The following is a 13,808-nucleotide window of genomic DNA, read 5'->3' on the forward strand; positions in this document are numbered from 1 at the left end:
TGTAGGAGCCGCGGTGCCGTCGTATAGAGAATTTCGGCCATAATGTCCGCGTGGAGCGGATACAGGATCCGGATATCCGCGATTGGAACTTTCCGCGCGGCGTGGCCAGCGTGGCGCTGATGGTCGGATACGCGGCCGAACACGGCGTGTCCTCGGCGCGCATGCTGCACGGCACCGCGCTCGGTGAGCAGCAATTGCGCGATCCGGACGTCCAGATCGACGCGCACACCGAACTGGCGGTCATCCGCAATCTCGTCCGCGAACTCGCCGACCGGCCCGCGCTGGGTGTGGAGGTCGGTCGCCGCTACCGGATCACCACCTTCGGCATCTTCGGCTTCGCCTGCGTCAGCAGCCCGACACTCGGGGAGGCGATCAGCTTCGCGCTGCGTTATCTGGACCTCAGCTTCACCTTCTGCATCCCCGTGGCCGAGTGGGGCGCCAGCGAGTTCGTCGCGGTGGTGCGCGACGAGGCGGTGCCGACGGACGTGCGGCAGTTCCTCGTCGAACGCGACGTCACCGCGATGCACCAGGTGATGAGCGATCTGCTCGGCACACGCCTGCCGCTGACCAGGGCGGAATTCCGTTTTCCCGATCCCGGCTACGCGGAGCGGATCGCCGAGGTGACTCTCGTGCCGCCGCGTTTCGGCATGCCGCACAACCTGTTCGCGATCGAACCGATGCTGCTGGAACAACCGTTGCCGCAGGCCAACGAGCAGACCTGGGCGATGTGCCTGGCGCAGTGCCGGGAACTGGTGCACCGCCGCAGGGCGCGCACCGGCATCGCGGCCGAGGTGCGCGAACGTCTTGTGCCGCGCGGCGGCGCGGACGGATTCGCCGCTCCGCCCGGCATCGACGCCGTGGCGAACGATCTCAACATGAGCACCCGCACGCTGCGGCGGTACCTGGACGCCGCGGGTACCAGCTATCGCGCGCTGCTGGACGAAGTGCGTCGTGCGCTGGCGGAGGAAATGCTCACCGCCACACCGCTATCGGTGAGCGACGTCGCCATCCGTCTCGGCTACGCCGAAGCGTCGACCTTCATCTTCGCCTTCAAACGCTGGACCGGTAACACCCCGGCGGCCTATCGCCGCGAACGCGCCGTCCGGCGTTAGCCGCCCTCTTCGCCGCGGCCGCTCCTGCTGCCGATGTATGCCAACTCGCGAATCTTGCCGACAGCCTTGGGAAACAACTCCACCTCGGCCGGGTGATTGAGCATCGGATCGAAGTAATCCGTGCGGTATTCGGCGGAGTCGGCGGGACGCAGAGTGAGTTCCGCGACTCGCCAAGTCGGCCCGCCGAGGCGGCCCGCGGTGAGGGTGAAGCTGACCAGATCCTCGTCGAGGTGGGCTTGCATCGCCTCCAGCGACGCGGACGCGGGCTGCACGCTGTCCGGCTCGGCGAAGAACCAGGTGGGCGAGGAGTTGCTGATCCGATAGGGCATCAGGCAGCCGTACCGGGCGCTGGCCCAACCGCGCGCGGGGGTGATCACCAACCGGCCCAGCGGTCCCCGGCCGGTGGTGGCCAGCGCGAAATCCCAAGGCTGCTCGTCGCGATCGAGCACGCGGAACGCCAGGCCGAGCACATCGGGCAGGCCGTTCGGCAACCCGATGCCCTTGGACACCCGTGCGATGACCGCGCGATCGCCGCTGCCGAACAGCGGCTCGAATTCGGGCTCCGCGTGCAGACGGCCGGCCAGGTGCAAGCCCGAGGGGTGGAATACCCGCGCGTGCCGGATCCGGGCTCCGGCCGCGAACGCGTTCTTCACCACTGCGGCTGGTAGATCGACCATGGCGGATCCTCCCGGTAGGCGTCGTGTGCCTCCCGATTGCCCCGGCACGTGCCGGGTAAACCGCTGTCAGACCGGTTGCACGCCGATCCGGCCGCCCATCGGAACCGCCCGGAAATGGCTGGTGAGGCGGTGGTCGTCACCGATGACGTGCAGCGCCACCGCCGGGTCAGGCGCGTAGTCCATGACGTGGTCGGGCAGGTCGAGTTCCCACTCGCCGCTGAGCACCGATGCGGTGCTGGGGGCCACCAGCAGCGGGCGTCCCCCGAAGGTGGTCGTCGCGGCGGAGTGCGCGTGCCCGGTGAGTACGCCGACGATCCGGTCGTCACCGGCCACGAGGTCGGCGAACCGTTGCGGATCGGCCAGGGAGATCACGTCGACGATCGGGCTGAACAGGTGCGCGGGCGGGTGGTGCAAGGCGAGCAGGATCGGCTTGCCCGCGGGCGCCGCGTCGAGGACGCCGCCGAGCCAGTCATAGGTCTCGTCCGCGAGCTGCCCGCCCGGCTGCCCCGGAACGCTCGAATCCAGCAGCGCGACGGTGAGATCGCCGATGCGATGCGCGTGGTTGATCGGGGCATCGGAGGCGGGCTCGCCGAGCAGGCTGGTGCGGAAGCCCGCGCGGTCGTCGTGATTGCCCGGGATCGCGTACACCGGGATCTCGCCGTCGAAAGCGGCCTTGGCCTCCGCGAACTGCTCCGGTTTGCCGGAATCGGTGACGTCGCCGGTCACCAGGATGGCGTCCGGCTTGCGGCGCAGCCCCGCGACGAAGTCCATCACCCGCCGCACACGCTGGGCGTTACGGGTGCCGAGATCGAAATGGGTGTCGCTGACCTGAGCAACCAGGATCATCGGCATTCGCTTTCGCTAGGGGTTCGCTGCATTGCGTCAGATTGCGCGCGCGTCGCGTCCGCGGCACCTCATAAGGCTAGTTGACCTGCGCATTACGCGTCGTCATGACGCTCGCCACCGTACGAGCGGTACCCATCGTATTGTGTGCTGGATCACATTGCGTGGACTCGTCGGAGTCAAGTGGCGGGGCGGTCGGACACCGTGTCGGAGAGGGTGCGCAAAGCGCGCAGGAACGCGCTGCGATCCGGCGCGGGCAGCCGCTCGAGCAGTCGGTCCTCCCCGGCCTGGATGTCGCGCTGGGTGCGGTCGCGAAGGGCGCGGCCCGCGTCGGTGAGCGACAGCAGGTTCACCCGGCGGTCCGCGGGGTCCGGTTCGCGGGTGATCAGGCCGCGGCGCTGGAGTTCGTCGAGGACGCCGATGATGCGGGTCTTGTCCGCGCCGATCGCCTTGGCCAGCGCCGCCTGGGTGTAGACGGGTTCGGCGTCGAGGCCGAGCAATACGGAGTAGCCCCACATGGACAGTTCGTGCCGCTCCAGGATGGGCAGTTCGAGGGCCATGAGCGCCCGCCCGAGCGGCACGATCATCGCGGCGAGATCGGGGCGGGCGTTGGACATGGATCGACGATACTGCTTTGCAAATCGTAAGCTGGCGCATATGATAATCTCATGCTTACTGAATCTGCCGAAGGATTGCGCGACCGGCATGCCCGTTCTGTCCGACTGGGCGTGGACGTCGTCGACCGCGTCCGTCCCGATGCGCTGGACGCCGAGACACCCTGCGCGGGTTGGCGTCTTCGTGACCTGCTGGAACACATGATCACGCAGAACCACGGCTTCGCCGCCGCCGCGCGGGGCAGCGAGGATCTCGATGTCTGGACCGTGCGCGCGTCGGCCGATCCGGTCGCCGACTATCGCGCCTCCGCCGACGACGTCCTCGCCGCGTTCGCCGCCGAGGACGTGCTCGAGCGCTCGCTGCTGCTGCCGGAGATCTTGCCCGACCAGGGGATTCCCGCCGTTCGCGTGATCGGCTTCCACCTCGTTGACAGCGTCGTGCACGCCTGGGATGTCGCGCGCTCGATCGGCGAGACCATCACACCCGATCCCGACGTGGCCGAGGCGGCGCTGGCCATCGCCCTCGCCGTCCCCGATGGTCCGGAGCGCTCCGTCCCGGGCGCGGCTTTCGCACCGGCACTGTCCGTTCCGGAACACACTCCGACCCTCGACCGCATCCTTTTGCTCCTCGGCCGTGCGCCGAGCTGGCCGAACTGATCTGCTCGAGGGGCCCGATAGACCGTTTCCACCTGGTGCATCGGCTCTGTGCACACGGGCAGACCGCCTGGGGATGACTGTGGACGAACAGCGAGCCGGTATCTGCCGCCGAGCGAGCGCGACGGAGCGGCGACGGTTTGCGTGCTTCGCGATGGCGCCAGTGGTGAGCAGCGACCTCGATGGCACTCGCGCGCTGTTTGCCGCTCTATGCGAGCGCGCCCCATAGACGCCGGCTGTGGGGCCGATTCCCGTACGGCCCTGGCCGAGATTCGGCGCGGTTATCGTGCCGGGGCACAGTGTCGACGTTCTTCGCAGCGGTCGACGCCCAGGCAACGGGCTGTGCGAAGACCGCATCGGGCGGCCCGGCTAGGCGAGAGTCCGCAACAGGTCGGTTGCGCGTTCCAAGGCCGCCGGGTCGGCGGATTCGTGCAGCGGGCCCCAGAAGCCCGCGTCGGGCTCGGCGGCCAAGACCAGTTCCCGCGGGGTGCGCCACGAAGCGGTGAGGCCGAGACGCCAGGAATGCAGGTAGGTCCGCGAGGGGGCGCCGGAGCGGTCGAACAGGGGATCGCCGACTATCGGATGGCCGGTCCAGGCCAAATGGACGCGAATCTGGTGGCGACGGCCGGTCACCGGGCGCAGCGCGAGAACGGTGTGCGCGGGACCCCGCAGCACCGTCGCGAACCGGGTGAGCGAGGGGTAGTTCTTGGCGGGCAGCAAGTCGGCGTCGTCCACGAACCAGCGGCCCGCCTCCTGACGGATGCTTTCGCGCGGCGCCGCGATCCGCACCCGGTTCTTGCGCCCCACGCTGAGCGGCAGATCGAATACGCCGGTATCGGGCAGGCCGGTGGCCGCGACGACGGCCAGGTACGCCTTGTCGGCGGTCTGCTTGTTGAACTGCCTGGTCAGCTCGCCGTGGGCGGACAACTCCTTCGCGAAGAGGATCAAGCCGGAGGTCACCTTGTCGATCCGGTGCACCGGATACAGCGTTTCTCCCTCGGCCGCCGCCAGCTCGACGAGATCGGTGTCGTGGCGCTCGCCCATGACGGAGATCCCGGCGGGTTTGTGCAGGGCGAGAATCGCCGCGTCCTCCTCGACGAGGCAACGCGCGCGCAGCTGTGACCAGTCCTTGTCCACCGGACGAGCCTAGGGCGGCCGTCGGCGTCGGGCGGAGATCGGGGCTATCCGCCGTTCCTGCCGTTGTGGCGCAGCAGGTGCGGACGCAGGCGATTGAAGCCGCGCACTCGGACGCTGCGCAACTGCTTGATCGCGAATGCCGGGTCGCCGTTCAACTCCGTGGCGGCGTGGTCATCGATCAGGACCGTGCCCGGCCGCGCGACGCCGGTGAGCCGGGAGGCGATGTTCACCACCGAGCCGTACAGATCCCCGAACCGTTGCAATACCGGGCCGTAAGCGAGGGCGACGCGCAACTCCGGCGTGCCCCCGACCATCATGGTGGACTCCTGGATGGCCAGCGCTATGCGCGCGGCTTCGGCGGCGCTTTCCGTGGCGAACATGACTTCGTCGCCCACGTTCTTGATCACCCATCCGCCGTTCTCGGTGATGGCGGCGGTGGTGGTGGACTCGAACGCCTCGAGCAGCATGGACAGCTCGTCGGGATGCAGATGCCTGGTCAGCCTGGTGTAGCCGACCATGTCGGCGAAACCGACGGCCAGTTCGCGCACCGACTCGCCCGCGCTCGTCCCCGGGTCGAGCGACCGCGACAGCGACGCGGCCAGGTGCCGCCGCCAGGCATAGGTGTTCAGCTGCTCCAACGTGGCTATGGCGCCCTCGGTGGCGGTGCGCACCGTCTCTTCGGGGTCGGCGCCGGGATCGGCTCGGGCGATGCGCTCCTCGATCTCCGCGAGCACCAGGTCGACCTGCCACTCCGCCAGGCGCGCCATCCCTTGGCCGAGCGTGCGCGCGGTCGCCGACTGCTGCCGGGTGTCGGCCGAGGACAAAACGGTCAGCTGCTCGAAGTTGCGCACCGCCGCGACGTCGGCGTCGGTGTAGTCCACCGCCTCGTCACCGATGCTCGACGGAAAACCGAGCGCCATCCACAATCGACGGGTGAGCGCCGTCGTCGTCCCCGACTGTTCGGCGACCTCGGTGCGGTTGTACCGGCGCGCACCGTCGAGCAGATAGGACTCGACGACCGCTTGCACCGACTGGGACCTCTCGCTGGGCACCATGATCGGTACCTTACGGCCCGGATCCGACGAGGCGGCTTCCATTGGGCGAGTTCACATACCTCTCCTACGCCACGTCGATTCCGGTGCCGCGCCGATAACACGCACGCCCCCCGCGATCCAGCCGGACTGCCGCCGCCGTAACGCGCGGGTTCGGTCCGTCCGGCCGCGTTCGCATCCCGGCGAAGGCCGTCCGCGCAGCGCGTGGCTGCTCACCCGGCAGTGGACGGGGTGCGGCCGCGGAAGGTGCGGCGCAGATCGTCGACCCACTGGGCCGGAATCTCCCACGGGATGAAGTGACCACCGTGGTCGTGGGCGGTGAGGTTGACGTGGTTGTACCAATCGCCGCGGTCGCTGTCGAGGAACGCTTGCACGCGCCGGTCGGTGTCGACGCCCGGCGGGTTCTCGTAGCCGACGAAGGTGATGCCGGTCGGAGCCTCGATGGGCGGCTGCCGGTCGTGCGACGGCGTCCAGGGATAGCGATTGTTGTTGGCATAGGTGCGGATGGACGTGCCGATGGAATTGGTGACCCAGAAGATCATCGCGTGGGTGAGCAGGTCGTCCTTGCCGAAGACCGACTCGATGTCGCCGCCGTTGTCGCTCCAGCTCACCCAGCGCTGCAAGATCCAGGCCAGCAACCCGGCGGGTGAGTCGGACAGCCCGTAGGCGAGAGTGCTCGGTTCGAGCACATGTGCGGTCAGGTGGACGGCGAAACGTCGTTCCAGTTCGAGGATCCGGTCGTGCACGGCGGCGGGCAGGCCCTCCGGGATGGGATTGCCGCCGGTGATGTCCCAGGCACGGTCGCCGCTGAACAGGGTCAGCTTCTGACCGGAGCCGATATGGATGCCGTACAGCTCGTCGGCGTACTTGTGCCCGAGTTGCCCGGTGACCAGCGCGCCGACGTCACAGCCCGCCGCGGCGTACTTCGCGTGCCCGAGGGTCTCGGTCATCAGGACGTGCCAGAGGTCGGCGACCTTCCAGAAGTTCATGTCCGGGTTCTTCGGCAGCGGTGCGGAGAATCCGAATCCGGGGAACGACGGGACGATCACATCGAAGGCGTCGGCGGGGTCGCCGCCGAACGCCGCCGGGTCGGCCAGCGGGTCGATCACCTTGGCCCAATGCCAGAAGGTCCATGGCCAACCATGGGTGAGGATCAACGGCGTCGGGTCGGGTCCGACGCCCGGCTTCCGCAGGAAATGCACCGGCACCCCGTCGATCTCGACGAAGTAGTGGTGATAGGCGTTGAGTGCGGCCTCGGCCGCACGCCAGTCGTAATCGGTGCGCCAGTACTCGACCAGCTCCTGCAAATAGTCGCGGGACACGCCGTAGGACCAGTCGTCGTTTTCCGCGTCGACCGGCCAGCGGGTCAGTTCCAATCGCCGCCGCAGGTCGGCGAGCACGTCGTCGGATACATGAATAGGCGTGGGATCCAGCGGGAACGGCCGCGTCTCGGCTCCACGCGAAGAGGGCTCCTGACTCACCGGGCCAGTATGCTCCGTGCGCTGTTCCGCGAGGCTGTGCAGAACATCACGGTGGGATTTGACCACCGAGGTAATCGCGCCTCGCGGCAGGCTCCGCTAGCGTCGGGAAGACGGACGGAGATCTGAGCGGAGGGCGTTGTGGTCGGGACCGGGCGGGCTGCGCGGCCCGAGATCACCGAAGGCGTGCTCGAGCACGGCATGCCGTACTTCGCGATCGGTTCCGGTCGGCCGCTGGTCTTTCTCCGGTGGTTCAGTCCCGACCACGCGAATCCCCGCGGTCGGATGCTCGACTCCGAGGTGAGAGTTCTGCGGCCGCTGGCGCGGAGCTTCCGGGTCTACGCGGTGGGCCGCGCGCCCGGCATGGCCCAGGGCATCACGATGGCGGAGATCGCGGCCGAGCACGCCGACGCGCTGCGCGCCGAGTTCGGCGAGCCGGTCGACGTGCTCGGCATCTCCTCGGGCGGGTCGGTGGCGCTGCAACTCACCGCCGACCATCCCGAGGTCGTGCGCCGCCTCGTCGTCGCGTCGTCCGGATGCCGTTTGGATCCGGTCGCCAAGGAAGGCCAGATGCGTTACGCCGAAGCGGTTCTGCACGGGCGCCGCGCGATGCACCACCTGGCGTCGAGCAGCGTCTCCTCGCCCGCCGCCGCTCGTCTCGCGGCGGCCGCCATGTGGTTGCTGGACCCGTTGAGCCGCCCGCGCGACCCTGCCGACACGTACGCCTTTCTCCGCGCGGAGGACGAATTCGACATCACCGAGCGCCTCGGTGAGATCCAGGCCCCGACGCTCGTCATCGGAGGCGAACGAGACGCCGCCTACAGCCTCGCCACTTTCCGCCGCACCGCCGACGGCATCCCCGATTCCCACCTCGCCATCTATCCGGGCGCGGGGCACGTGAGCGCGCTCAGGCGCCCCCGCTTCGCCATCGACGTCGTCAACTTTCTCGACCAGCCCTGACTCGCCACCGCTGTGCGCCTGGATAGTCGTCGGCTGTTCCTCTCGGCTGGGTCGGGTGACGGCCCGCGGGACGCTGAAAGGGTTCGGCGCGTTCACGGTTCGGGGGTAGGAGTCCAGTAGCCGGCACGGTGGTGTACCGCGGCCGTGCGGATCGCCGCGCGGAGACGATCGGTCAACTGGGCGGGAGCGGACAGATCGCCCCAGGTCCAGCGCACGACCACCCAGCCGAGTGCGCGGAGCCGATCCGCGCGGACGTTCTCCGCCGTGACCACCCGAGCGGCGGGCGGCGCGGCTCGGCGGTGATCGCTTCCGTCGAATTCGCCGATCACACCGAGATCGGGAAACAGGAAATCGACACGGCCGACACAGATCTCGTCATCGGAGAAGACCCGAGCCTGCACTTCGGGAGCCGGAAGACCCGCCCGGTGCAGCAGGATCCGGCTCAGGGACACGCCGACGTTCGCGCTGCGCCCGTCCAGGAAGTCCAGGACGAGAGCGGCACGGCGGCATCCGGGCCTGCGCCGGGCCCGGCGCAGGTGTTCCCGCAGTTCCGCCGTGGTGGTCAAGCCCTGGCGTAGCGCGGAATCCCCGAGAGCGACGGACTGTTCGAATCCTTCCGAGCGCGCGATGTCCAAGACCGTCCGCGCCGGGGTGGTCACCCGTATGTCGTCGACCAAGGTGATCTCGTCGGGCTCCATCCGAGCCGAATGGACTACCACCCGTCGGCTCAGCCGGCCGCCGTTGATCCGGTTCCTGGTCAGATGGACCCGGTCGAGCGGAATGCCCCAGGTCGTCATCCCGTGCAGCACCGCCGCCGAACAGTGGCTCGTGACGGCGGAGTCGGACGTGGACTCCGCGGTGGCCAGCGTCATCAGCAGATGCCTGCCGGTGGCGCCGAGACCGGAGCCCGGCGCGCTCAGATAGTGCCCGGCGCGCAGGCGCTGCCATTTCCCGGTTCTGCACAGCCGGTGCAATGTCTTGTCGGACAGACCGGATGCCAGCGCCTGCTGACGCGAGATCAGTTGCGGTGCTTCCATACCGACGATCGTGATCGACCGGCGATCCGGGAAACCCCCGCGCGGCGGCGCATGTGGACAACGCGCGGGCTGTGGACAACTCCGGGGAGTCAGCCCATCTGGGTCATTCCGGCCGCGACCACCTGGGCTACGTTCAGCACTTCGTCGGCGGTGGGCAGCGGCACGCCGTCGAGCGCGTGCAGCCGGTCGGTGCTGGCGATCGCGAACATCGCCGAGACCCAGGCCGCGGCGCACGCGCGCAGGGTTCCGGGACGGACCGGGCCGGGGGCGCTCGCCTGGAGCACCTTCGCGGTCACCTCCAGCATCTGGTCGCGCAGGCGGCGCAGTTGCCGCCGCACGTCGGGATGGGTGTCGGCCTCCCGCCACAGGATCACCCGCAGTACCGACGAGTGGTGGTCGCGCAGGTTCAGCGCGGCGTCGAGGTTGACCAGGCTCGCCGCCGGATCTCCCGGCGTAACCACGGTGCCGATGTCGTCGATCGGCCGCGCGGGCACCCGCTCGGACATCAAGGCGGACAGGATCGAATCCTTGGTCGGGAAGTAGTAGAAGACGAGTCCTTTGGGGACGCAGGCCGCGGCGGCGATGGCCGCCGTCGCGGTGGCGTCGTATCCCTGTGCCGCGAAGAGGTCCTCCGCGGCGTCGAGGATCAACTGCCGAGCGTCGCCGTCGGCTTTCGCGCTGCGGCGGCGTCCGGCGCGCCGGGTTCCCGGTCGCTGCATCAGTGATGCGGAGCCATGTCGTGCAGACGCCCCGACACCGTCGGCAGCGCCGCGACCGCGACCACCGCCGTCACCACCCCGACTACCCATGCGGTCCAGGATGCGCTGCGGTACGCGGTGAAGTCCATGGCCCACGGCGAGATGAACAACAGCAGGCCGCACAGGCCCATCGCGTAGTCCGCCGCCGCCATGTCGGGGCGGGCCATCTGCGCCAGACCGGTGAGCGCGATGAGCACGCCGAGCACGATCAGCGCCCACATGGCGTTGTTGTTGTGGTCGACCCACAGGGGTGACAGTGCGGCGAAGGCTCCGAGCACGACGGCCAGGAGATCCTGCGCGCGGCTCTCGGTGAACATGTGTACCTCCTCAGGCTGTGCGTATGTCCTGACCTCGGTCTAGTCCTGATTGACCGCCCGATCAACATCGGAACGGACACGGTTGTGCGACGGTTGACCGGCCGCTCCGCGTGACGGCCCTCACAGAGGAATGAACCAAGCAGAGGTTAGGGTGAGCTTCGTCGCACCGCCGGTTCCGCGGAATCGGCGGCCGGATTCCACTGAAGGGATGGCCGCATGACCGCGCCGATCGTGATCGTCGGAGCCGGCCTCGCCGGCCTGCGCACCGCGGAGGAATTGCGCCGCGCGGGCTATGCGGGCGACCTCGTGCTCGTCGGTGACGAGTCGCGGTTGCCCTACGACCGGCCGCCGCTTTCCAAGCAGTTCGTACGCGGCGAAACCGATGACACCACACTGCGTCCGAGCGAGTTCTACGCCGAGAAGCAGATCGATCTGCGCCTGAGCACCGAAGCCGTCGGGGTCGACACCGGTGCGCGCCGCGTTCGCCTCGCCGACGGCGCCACGCTGGACTATGACCAGCTGATCATCGCCACGGGGCTGCGCCCGCGCCGTCTGCCCGGCCTGCCCGAGTTGCGCGGCGTGCACGTGCTGCGCGGCCATTCCGACGCCGTCGCCCTGCGCGCCGATCTGAGCGGCGCGAGCACCGCGCTGGTCGTCGGCGCCGGCTTCATCGGCTGCGAACTCGCCGCGAGTTTCCGGGCGGCGGGAGTGGATGTCGTGCTGGTCGAACCGCAGGCGACGCCGCTGGCCTCGGTGCTCGGCGAAGCGGTGGGCGAACTGGTCGCGCGGATGCATCGCGCGGAAGGGGTGGATCTGCGCTGCGGCATCGGCGTGGACACCCTGTTCGGCGACGAGTCGGGGCGGGTGCGCGGTGCGCGGCTGTCCGACGGTACCGAGATCGCCGCCGACCTCGTCGTGATCGGCGTGGGTTCGCGGCCGGTGACCGAATGGCTGAGCGATTCCGGGATCGCGCTGGCCGAACCGTCGGCCGGTGGCGGCGTGCTCGCCGACGAGGTGGGACGGACCTCCGCCGACGGCGTCTGGGCGGTCGGCGACGTGGCGGCCTGGCTGCACGAGACCGGACTCCGCAAGCGTGTCGAACACTGGACCAACGCCGGTGAACAGGCCAAATTGGTCGCCTGCGCGCTGCTGGGCGCCGAACCGCCCACGGCGGCGCGCGTCCCGTACTTCTGGAGCGACCAGTACGACGTCAAGATCCAGGCCCTCGGCACTCCCGGCGCGACCGACGAGGTGCACATCGCCTCCGACGACGGCCGCAAATTCCTCGCCTACTACGCCCAGGGCGGCAACCTCACCGGCGTCGTCGGCGCGGGCATGACGGCCCAGGTGATGAAGGCCCGCGCCAAGATCGCGTCCGGTGCGCCGGTGACCGAGTTGCTCGCACCCAGCTGAGGGCGCGCCCGGCGGGAGCCGCGGAATGGCGGCTACGGCATCGAGCAGGTACGGGTACCGGTCGCCGAATCCTCCGCGACTATGGCCGCCGTGGCCCGCGTGCGCGCGCCGGTTGCGGAGCGTGCGCCGCGGCGCGCACGGCGTGTGGGGGTGTCATGGGGCTGTAATACGGTGGTGCGGTGATCGTCGCGCTCATCGACTCGGGTCTGGGGTTGCTGCCCACTGCCGCTTGGTTGCGCAAGTTGCGGCCCGACGTGGATCTGCTGCTGCAGCTGGATCCGGACGGGGCGCCGTGGGGGCCGAAGCCGGAGGACTGGGTGGTCGAGCGGGTGGTGAACGCCGCGCGGACCTCGCTTCGTTCGGGCGCGGAGGTGATCGTGCTGCCGTGCAACACCGCCAGCGTGACGGCGCTGGAGCACGTGCGCGCGGAGGTCGGGCCCGACGTGCCGGTGATCGGCACCGTGCCCGCGATCAAGCCCGCGGCGGCCGTGTGCCGGTCGGTGGCGGTCTGGGCCACCGCGGCGACCACGACGAGCCGGTACCAGGCCGATCTGATCGCCAAATTCGGCGGCGACGCCGATGTGGTCGGGGTGGCGTGTCACGGGTTGGCGGACGCGATCGACCGTGGCGACCTGACCGCCGCCCACGAAGCGATCGGCAGCGCGGCGGAGCGGACGCCGCCCGGCGTGGAAGGCGTGGTGCTCGGCTGCACGCACTACCCGCTGGTGACCGACGCGATCGTGGCCGCGTTGCCAAACGGCGTCCGGCTCTTCGACAGCGCGCAAGCCGTTGCCGCGCAGACCATTCGGCGCATCGAGGCGCTGGGCCGCCCCACCACGGGTACCGGGGTGATCCGGGTGCTCAACAGCGGTCGGCCCGGTGCGCTGCCCACCAGCGCGGCCGCCTTCGAGTCCGGCCGCGTACTGGGCGCGCAAGGGTGAACCGCTGCCCGGCGCGGGCGCGTCCGCCACTTCTCGGAACAGGAGCATGGTTCGATGACCGACTCGGTGACCGCGGCCGACGTGCGGGCGGCGTTGCGGGAACTGGCGAATCCGGCTGATGCGACGCAGCTACAGCGGTTCTTCAAGACCGGTCCCGGCGAATACGGCGAGGGTGACGTGTTCCTCGGCGTCCGGGTACCGGCGAGCCGCCGGGTCGCCAAGCGCTTCGCGACACTTCCGCTCGACGAGATCGACCGGCTGCTCGACAGCGACGTGCACGAAGACCGGTTCGCCGCGCTGGTGATCTTGAACGCGCGATTCGCCAAGGCGTCCCAGCCGCGCTCCTTCGACGACGCCGCCCGCGCCGCCATGGTGCGGTTGTATCTGGCGGCCGTGCGCCGCGGACGGGTGAACAACTGGGATCTGGTGGACGTGTCGGCGGAGAACATCGTCGGCCCGTGGCTGCTGGACAAACCGCGTGACCTGCTGTTCGAGCTGGCGGCCACCGAGTCGCTGTGGGAGCGGCGGGTGGCGTTGCTGTCCACGTTCGCGTTCATCAAGGCGGGTGATGCCTCGACCACCTTCGCGCTGTGTGAACTGCTGCTCGACGACCGGCGCGACCTGATCCAGAAGGCGCTGGGCTGGATGCTGCGCGAAGTCGGCAAGCGCGTCGACCGCGGCCTGCTGACCGGATTCCTCGACCGGCACGCCCCGGCCATGGGACGCACCGCGTTGAGCTACGCGACCGAGCATCTGCCGCCCGGGGCTCGCGCGGAATACCGCGCGCGATAGGCGAAGCAAACGATCGGCGAATT

Annotated in this window: 15 protein-coding genes; 6 read left to right on the top strand and 9 right to left on the bottom strand. The window is 69.4% G+C overall.

Translation table 11 applies throughout. The annotated features are described in order from the left end of the window. Positions 1-50 precede the first annotated feature (50 nt). Complete coding sequence (locus ACL03I_RS05715) at positions 51-1,112, top strand: AraC family transcriptional regulator (RefSeq protein ID WP_412805280.1); 1,062 nt, start codon at positions 51-53, stop codon at positions 1,110-1,112. Here the strand turns inward: ACL03I_RS05715 and ACL03I_RS05720 are convergent. The 3 genes from ACL03I_RS05720 to ACL03I_RS05730 form a co-directional block, all read right to left on the bottom strand. Then, positions 1,109-1,789 (bottom strand): phosphodiesterase, encoded by a 681-nt coding sequence (locus ACL03I_RS05720; protein ID WP_412805281.1) that lies wholly within the window; start codon positions 1,787-1,789, stop codon positions 1,109-1,111. The two genes, ACL03I_RS05715 and ACL03I_RS05720, sit on opposite strands and share 4 nt — an antisense overlap. Positions 1,790-1,855: 66 nt before the next feature. Continuing rightward, positions 1,856-2,641, bottom strand: coding sequence for a metallophosphoesterase (locus tag ACL03I_RS05725; protein ID WP_355074880.1), 786 nt, complete (start codon positions 2,639-2,641; stop codon positions 1,856-1,858). 170 nt (positions 2,642-2,811) lie between these two features. After that, positions 2,812-3,249 carry a MarR family winged helix-turn-helix transcriptional regulator gene (locus ACL03I_RS05730; RefSeq protein ID WP_412805282.1) on the bottom strand — a complete coding sequence of 146 codons (438 nt, stop codon included), beginning with the start codon at positions 3,247-3,249 and terminating at the stop codon, positions 2,812-2,814. A 51-nt stretch (positions 3,250-3,300) separates the two neighbouring features. Between ACL03I_RS05730 and ACL03I_RS05735 the strand changes: the two genes are divergently transcribed. After that, positions 3,301-3,903 carry a TIGR03086 family metal-binding protein gene (locus tag ACL03I_RS05735; protein ID WP_412805283.1) on the top strand — a complete coding sequence of 201 codons (603 nt, stop codon included), beginning with the start codon at positions 3,301-3,303 and terminating at the stop codon, positions 3,901-3,903. A gap of 366 nt (positions 3,904-4,269) precedes the next feature. Here the strand turns inward: ACL03I_RS05735 and ACL03I_RS05740 are convergent, their stop codons facing one another. The 3 genes from ACL03I_RS05740 to ACL03I_RS05750 all read right to left on the bottom strand — a co-directional run bounded on the left by ACL03I_RS05740 (position 4,270) and on the right by ACL03I_RS05750 (position 7,570). Next, positions 4,270-5,037, bottom strand: a complete 768-nt coding sequence (locus ACL03I_RS05740) for an RluA family pseudouridine synthase (RefSeq protein ID WP_412805284.1) — start codon at positions 5,035-5,037, stop codon at positions 4,270-4,272. Positions 5,038-5,081: 44 nt separating this feature from the next. After that, positions 5,082-6,092, bottom strand: a complete 1,011-nt coding sequence (locus tag ACL03I_RS05745; RefSeq protein ID WP_364424945.1) for an adenylate/guanylate cyclase domain-containing protein — start codon at positions 6,090-6,092, stop codon at positions 5,082-5,084. Between the two features lie 209 nt (positions 6,093-6,301). Then, positions 6,302-7,570, bottom strand: coding sequence for an epoxide hydrolase family protein (locus tag ACL03I_RS05750; protein WP_412805285.1), 1,269 nt, complete (start codon positions 7,568-7,570; stop codon positions 6,302-6,304). A gap of 138 nt (positions 7,571-7,708) precedes the next feature. Between ACL03I_RS05750 and ACL03I_RS05755 the strand changes: the two genes are divergently transcribed. After that, the gene (locus tag ACL03I_RS05755) at positions 7,709-8,527 is read left to right on the top strand and encodes an alpha/beta fold hydrolase (RefSeq protein ID WP_355074868.1); all 819 of its coding nucleotides are present in this window, start codon (positions 7,709-7,711) and stop codon (positions 8,525-8,527) included. A gap of 92 nt (positions 8,528-8,619) precedes the next feature. On the opposite strand, the gene ACL03I_RS05760 is transcribed toward ACL03I_RS05755, so the two are convergent. The 3 genes from ACL03I_RS05760 to ACL03I_RS05770 all read right to left on the bottom strand — a co-directional run bounded on the left by ACL03I_RS05760 (position 8,620) and on the right by ACL03I_RS05770 (position 10,639). Continuing rightward, positions 8,620-9,564: a type IV toxin-antitoxin system AbiEi family antitoxin domain-containing protein gene (locus ACL03I_RS05760; RefSeq protein WP_364424939.1), complete on the bottom strand. Its 945-nt coding sequence runs from the start codon at positions 9,562-9,564 to the stop codon at positions 8,620-8,622. Positions 9,565-9,653: 89 nt separating this feature from the next. Next, entirely contained in the window at positions 9,654-10,283 is a 630-nt protein-coding gene (locus tag ACL03I_RS05765) for a TetR/AcrR family transcriptional regulator (RefSeq protein WP_355074864.1), read from the bottom strand. Then, on the bottom strand, positions 10,283-10,639 hold the full coding sequence (locus ACL03I_RS05770; protein WP_379250569.1) for an SPW repeat domain-containing protein: 357 nt from the start codon (positions 10,637-10,639) through the stop codon (positions 10,283-10,285). Before ACL03I_RS05770 ends, ACL03I_RS05765 begins: the two co-directional genes overlap by 1 nt. 216 nt (positions 10,640-10,855) lie before the next feature. Between ACL03I_RS05770 and ACL03I_RS05775 the strand changes: the two genes are divergently transcribed. The 3 genes from ACL03I_RS05775 to ACL03I_RS05785 all read left to right on the top strand — a co-directional run bounded on the left by ACL03I_RS05775 (position 10,856) and on the right by ACL03I_RS05785 (position 13,785). Then, complete coding sequence (locus ACL03I_RS05775) at positions 10,856-12,052, top strand: NAD(P)/FAD-dependent oxidoreductase (protein WP_356963734.1); 1,197 nt, start codon at positions 10,856-10,858, stop codon at positions 12,050-12,052. Between the two features lie 179 nt (positions 12,053-12,231). Further along, positions 12,232-12,993 carry a glutamate racemase gene (locus ACL03I_RS05780; protein WP_412805286.1) on the top strand — a complete coding sequence of 254 codons (762 nt, stop codon included), beginning with the start codon at positions 12,232-12,234 and terminating at the stop codon, positions 12,991-12,993. 54 nt (positions 12,994-13,047) lie between these two features. Further along, positions 13,048-13,785 (top strand): DNA alkylation repair protein, encoded by a 738-nt coding sequence (locus tag ACL03I_RS05785; protein ID WP_412805287.1) that lies wholly within the window; start codon positions 13,048-13,050, stop codon positions 13,783-13,785. Positions 13,786-13,808: the final 23 nt, after the last annotated feature.

It is taken from the genome of Nocardia sichangensis, from assembly GCF_047200615.1.
GTDB lineage: Bacteria > Actinomycetota > Actinomycetes > Mycobacteriales > Mycobacteriaceae > Nocardia > Nocardia sichangensis.

Bases quoted from the DNA above. Each gene is read 5' to 3' on its own strand.
- ACL03I_RS05770 (WP_379250569.1), bottom strand. From the start codon at position 10,639: ATGTTCACCGAGAGCCGCGCGCAGGATCTCCTGGCCGTCGTGCTCGGA.
- ACL03I_RS05735 (WP_412805283.1), top strand. From the start codon at position 3,301: ATGCTTACTGAATCTGCCGAAGGATTGCGCGACCGGCATGCCCGTTCT.
- ACL03I_RS05775 (WP_356963734.1), top strand. From the start codon at position 10,856: ATGACCGCGCCGATCGTGATCGTCGGAGCCGGCCTCGCCGGCCTGCGC.
- ACL03I_RS05745 (WP_364424945.1), bottom strand. From the start codon at position 6,092: ATGGTGCCCAGCGAGAGGTCCCAGTCGGTGCAAGCGGTCGTCGAGTCC.
- ACL03I_RS05785 (WP_412805287.1), top strand. From the start codon at position 13,048: ATGACCGACTCGGTGACCGCGGCCGACGTGCGGGCGGCGTTGCGGGAA.
- ACL03I_RS05725 (WP_355074880.1), bottom strand. From the start codon at position 2,641: ATGCCGATGATCCTGGTTGCTCAGGTCAGCGACACCCATTTCGATCTC.
- ACL03I_RS05720 (WP_412805281.1), bottom strand. From the start codon at position 1,789: ATGGTCGATCTACCAGCCGCAGTGGTGAAGAACGCGTTCGCGGCCGGA.
- ACL03I_RS05765 (WP_355074864.1), bottom strand. From the start codon at position 10,283: ATGCAGCGACCGGGAACCCGGCGCGCCGGACGCCGCCGCAGCGCGAAA.
- ACL03I_RS05730 (WP_412805282.1), bottom strand. From the start codon at position 3,249: ATGTCCAACGCCCGCCCCGATCTCGCCGCGATGATCGTGCCGCTCGGG.
- ACL03I_RS05760 (WP_364424939.1), bottom strand. From the start codon at position 9,564: ATGGAAGCACCGCAACTGATCTCGCGTCAGCAGGCGCTGGCATCCGGT.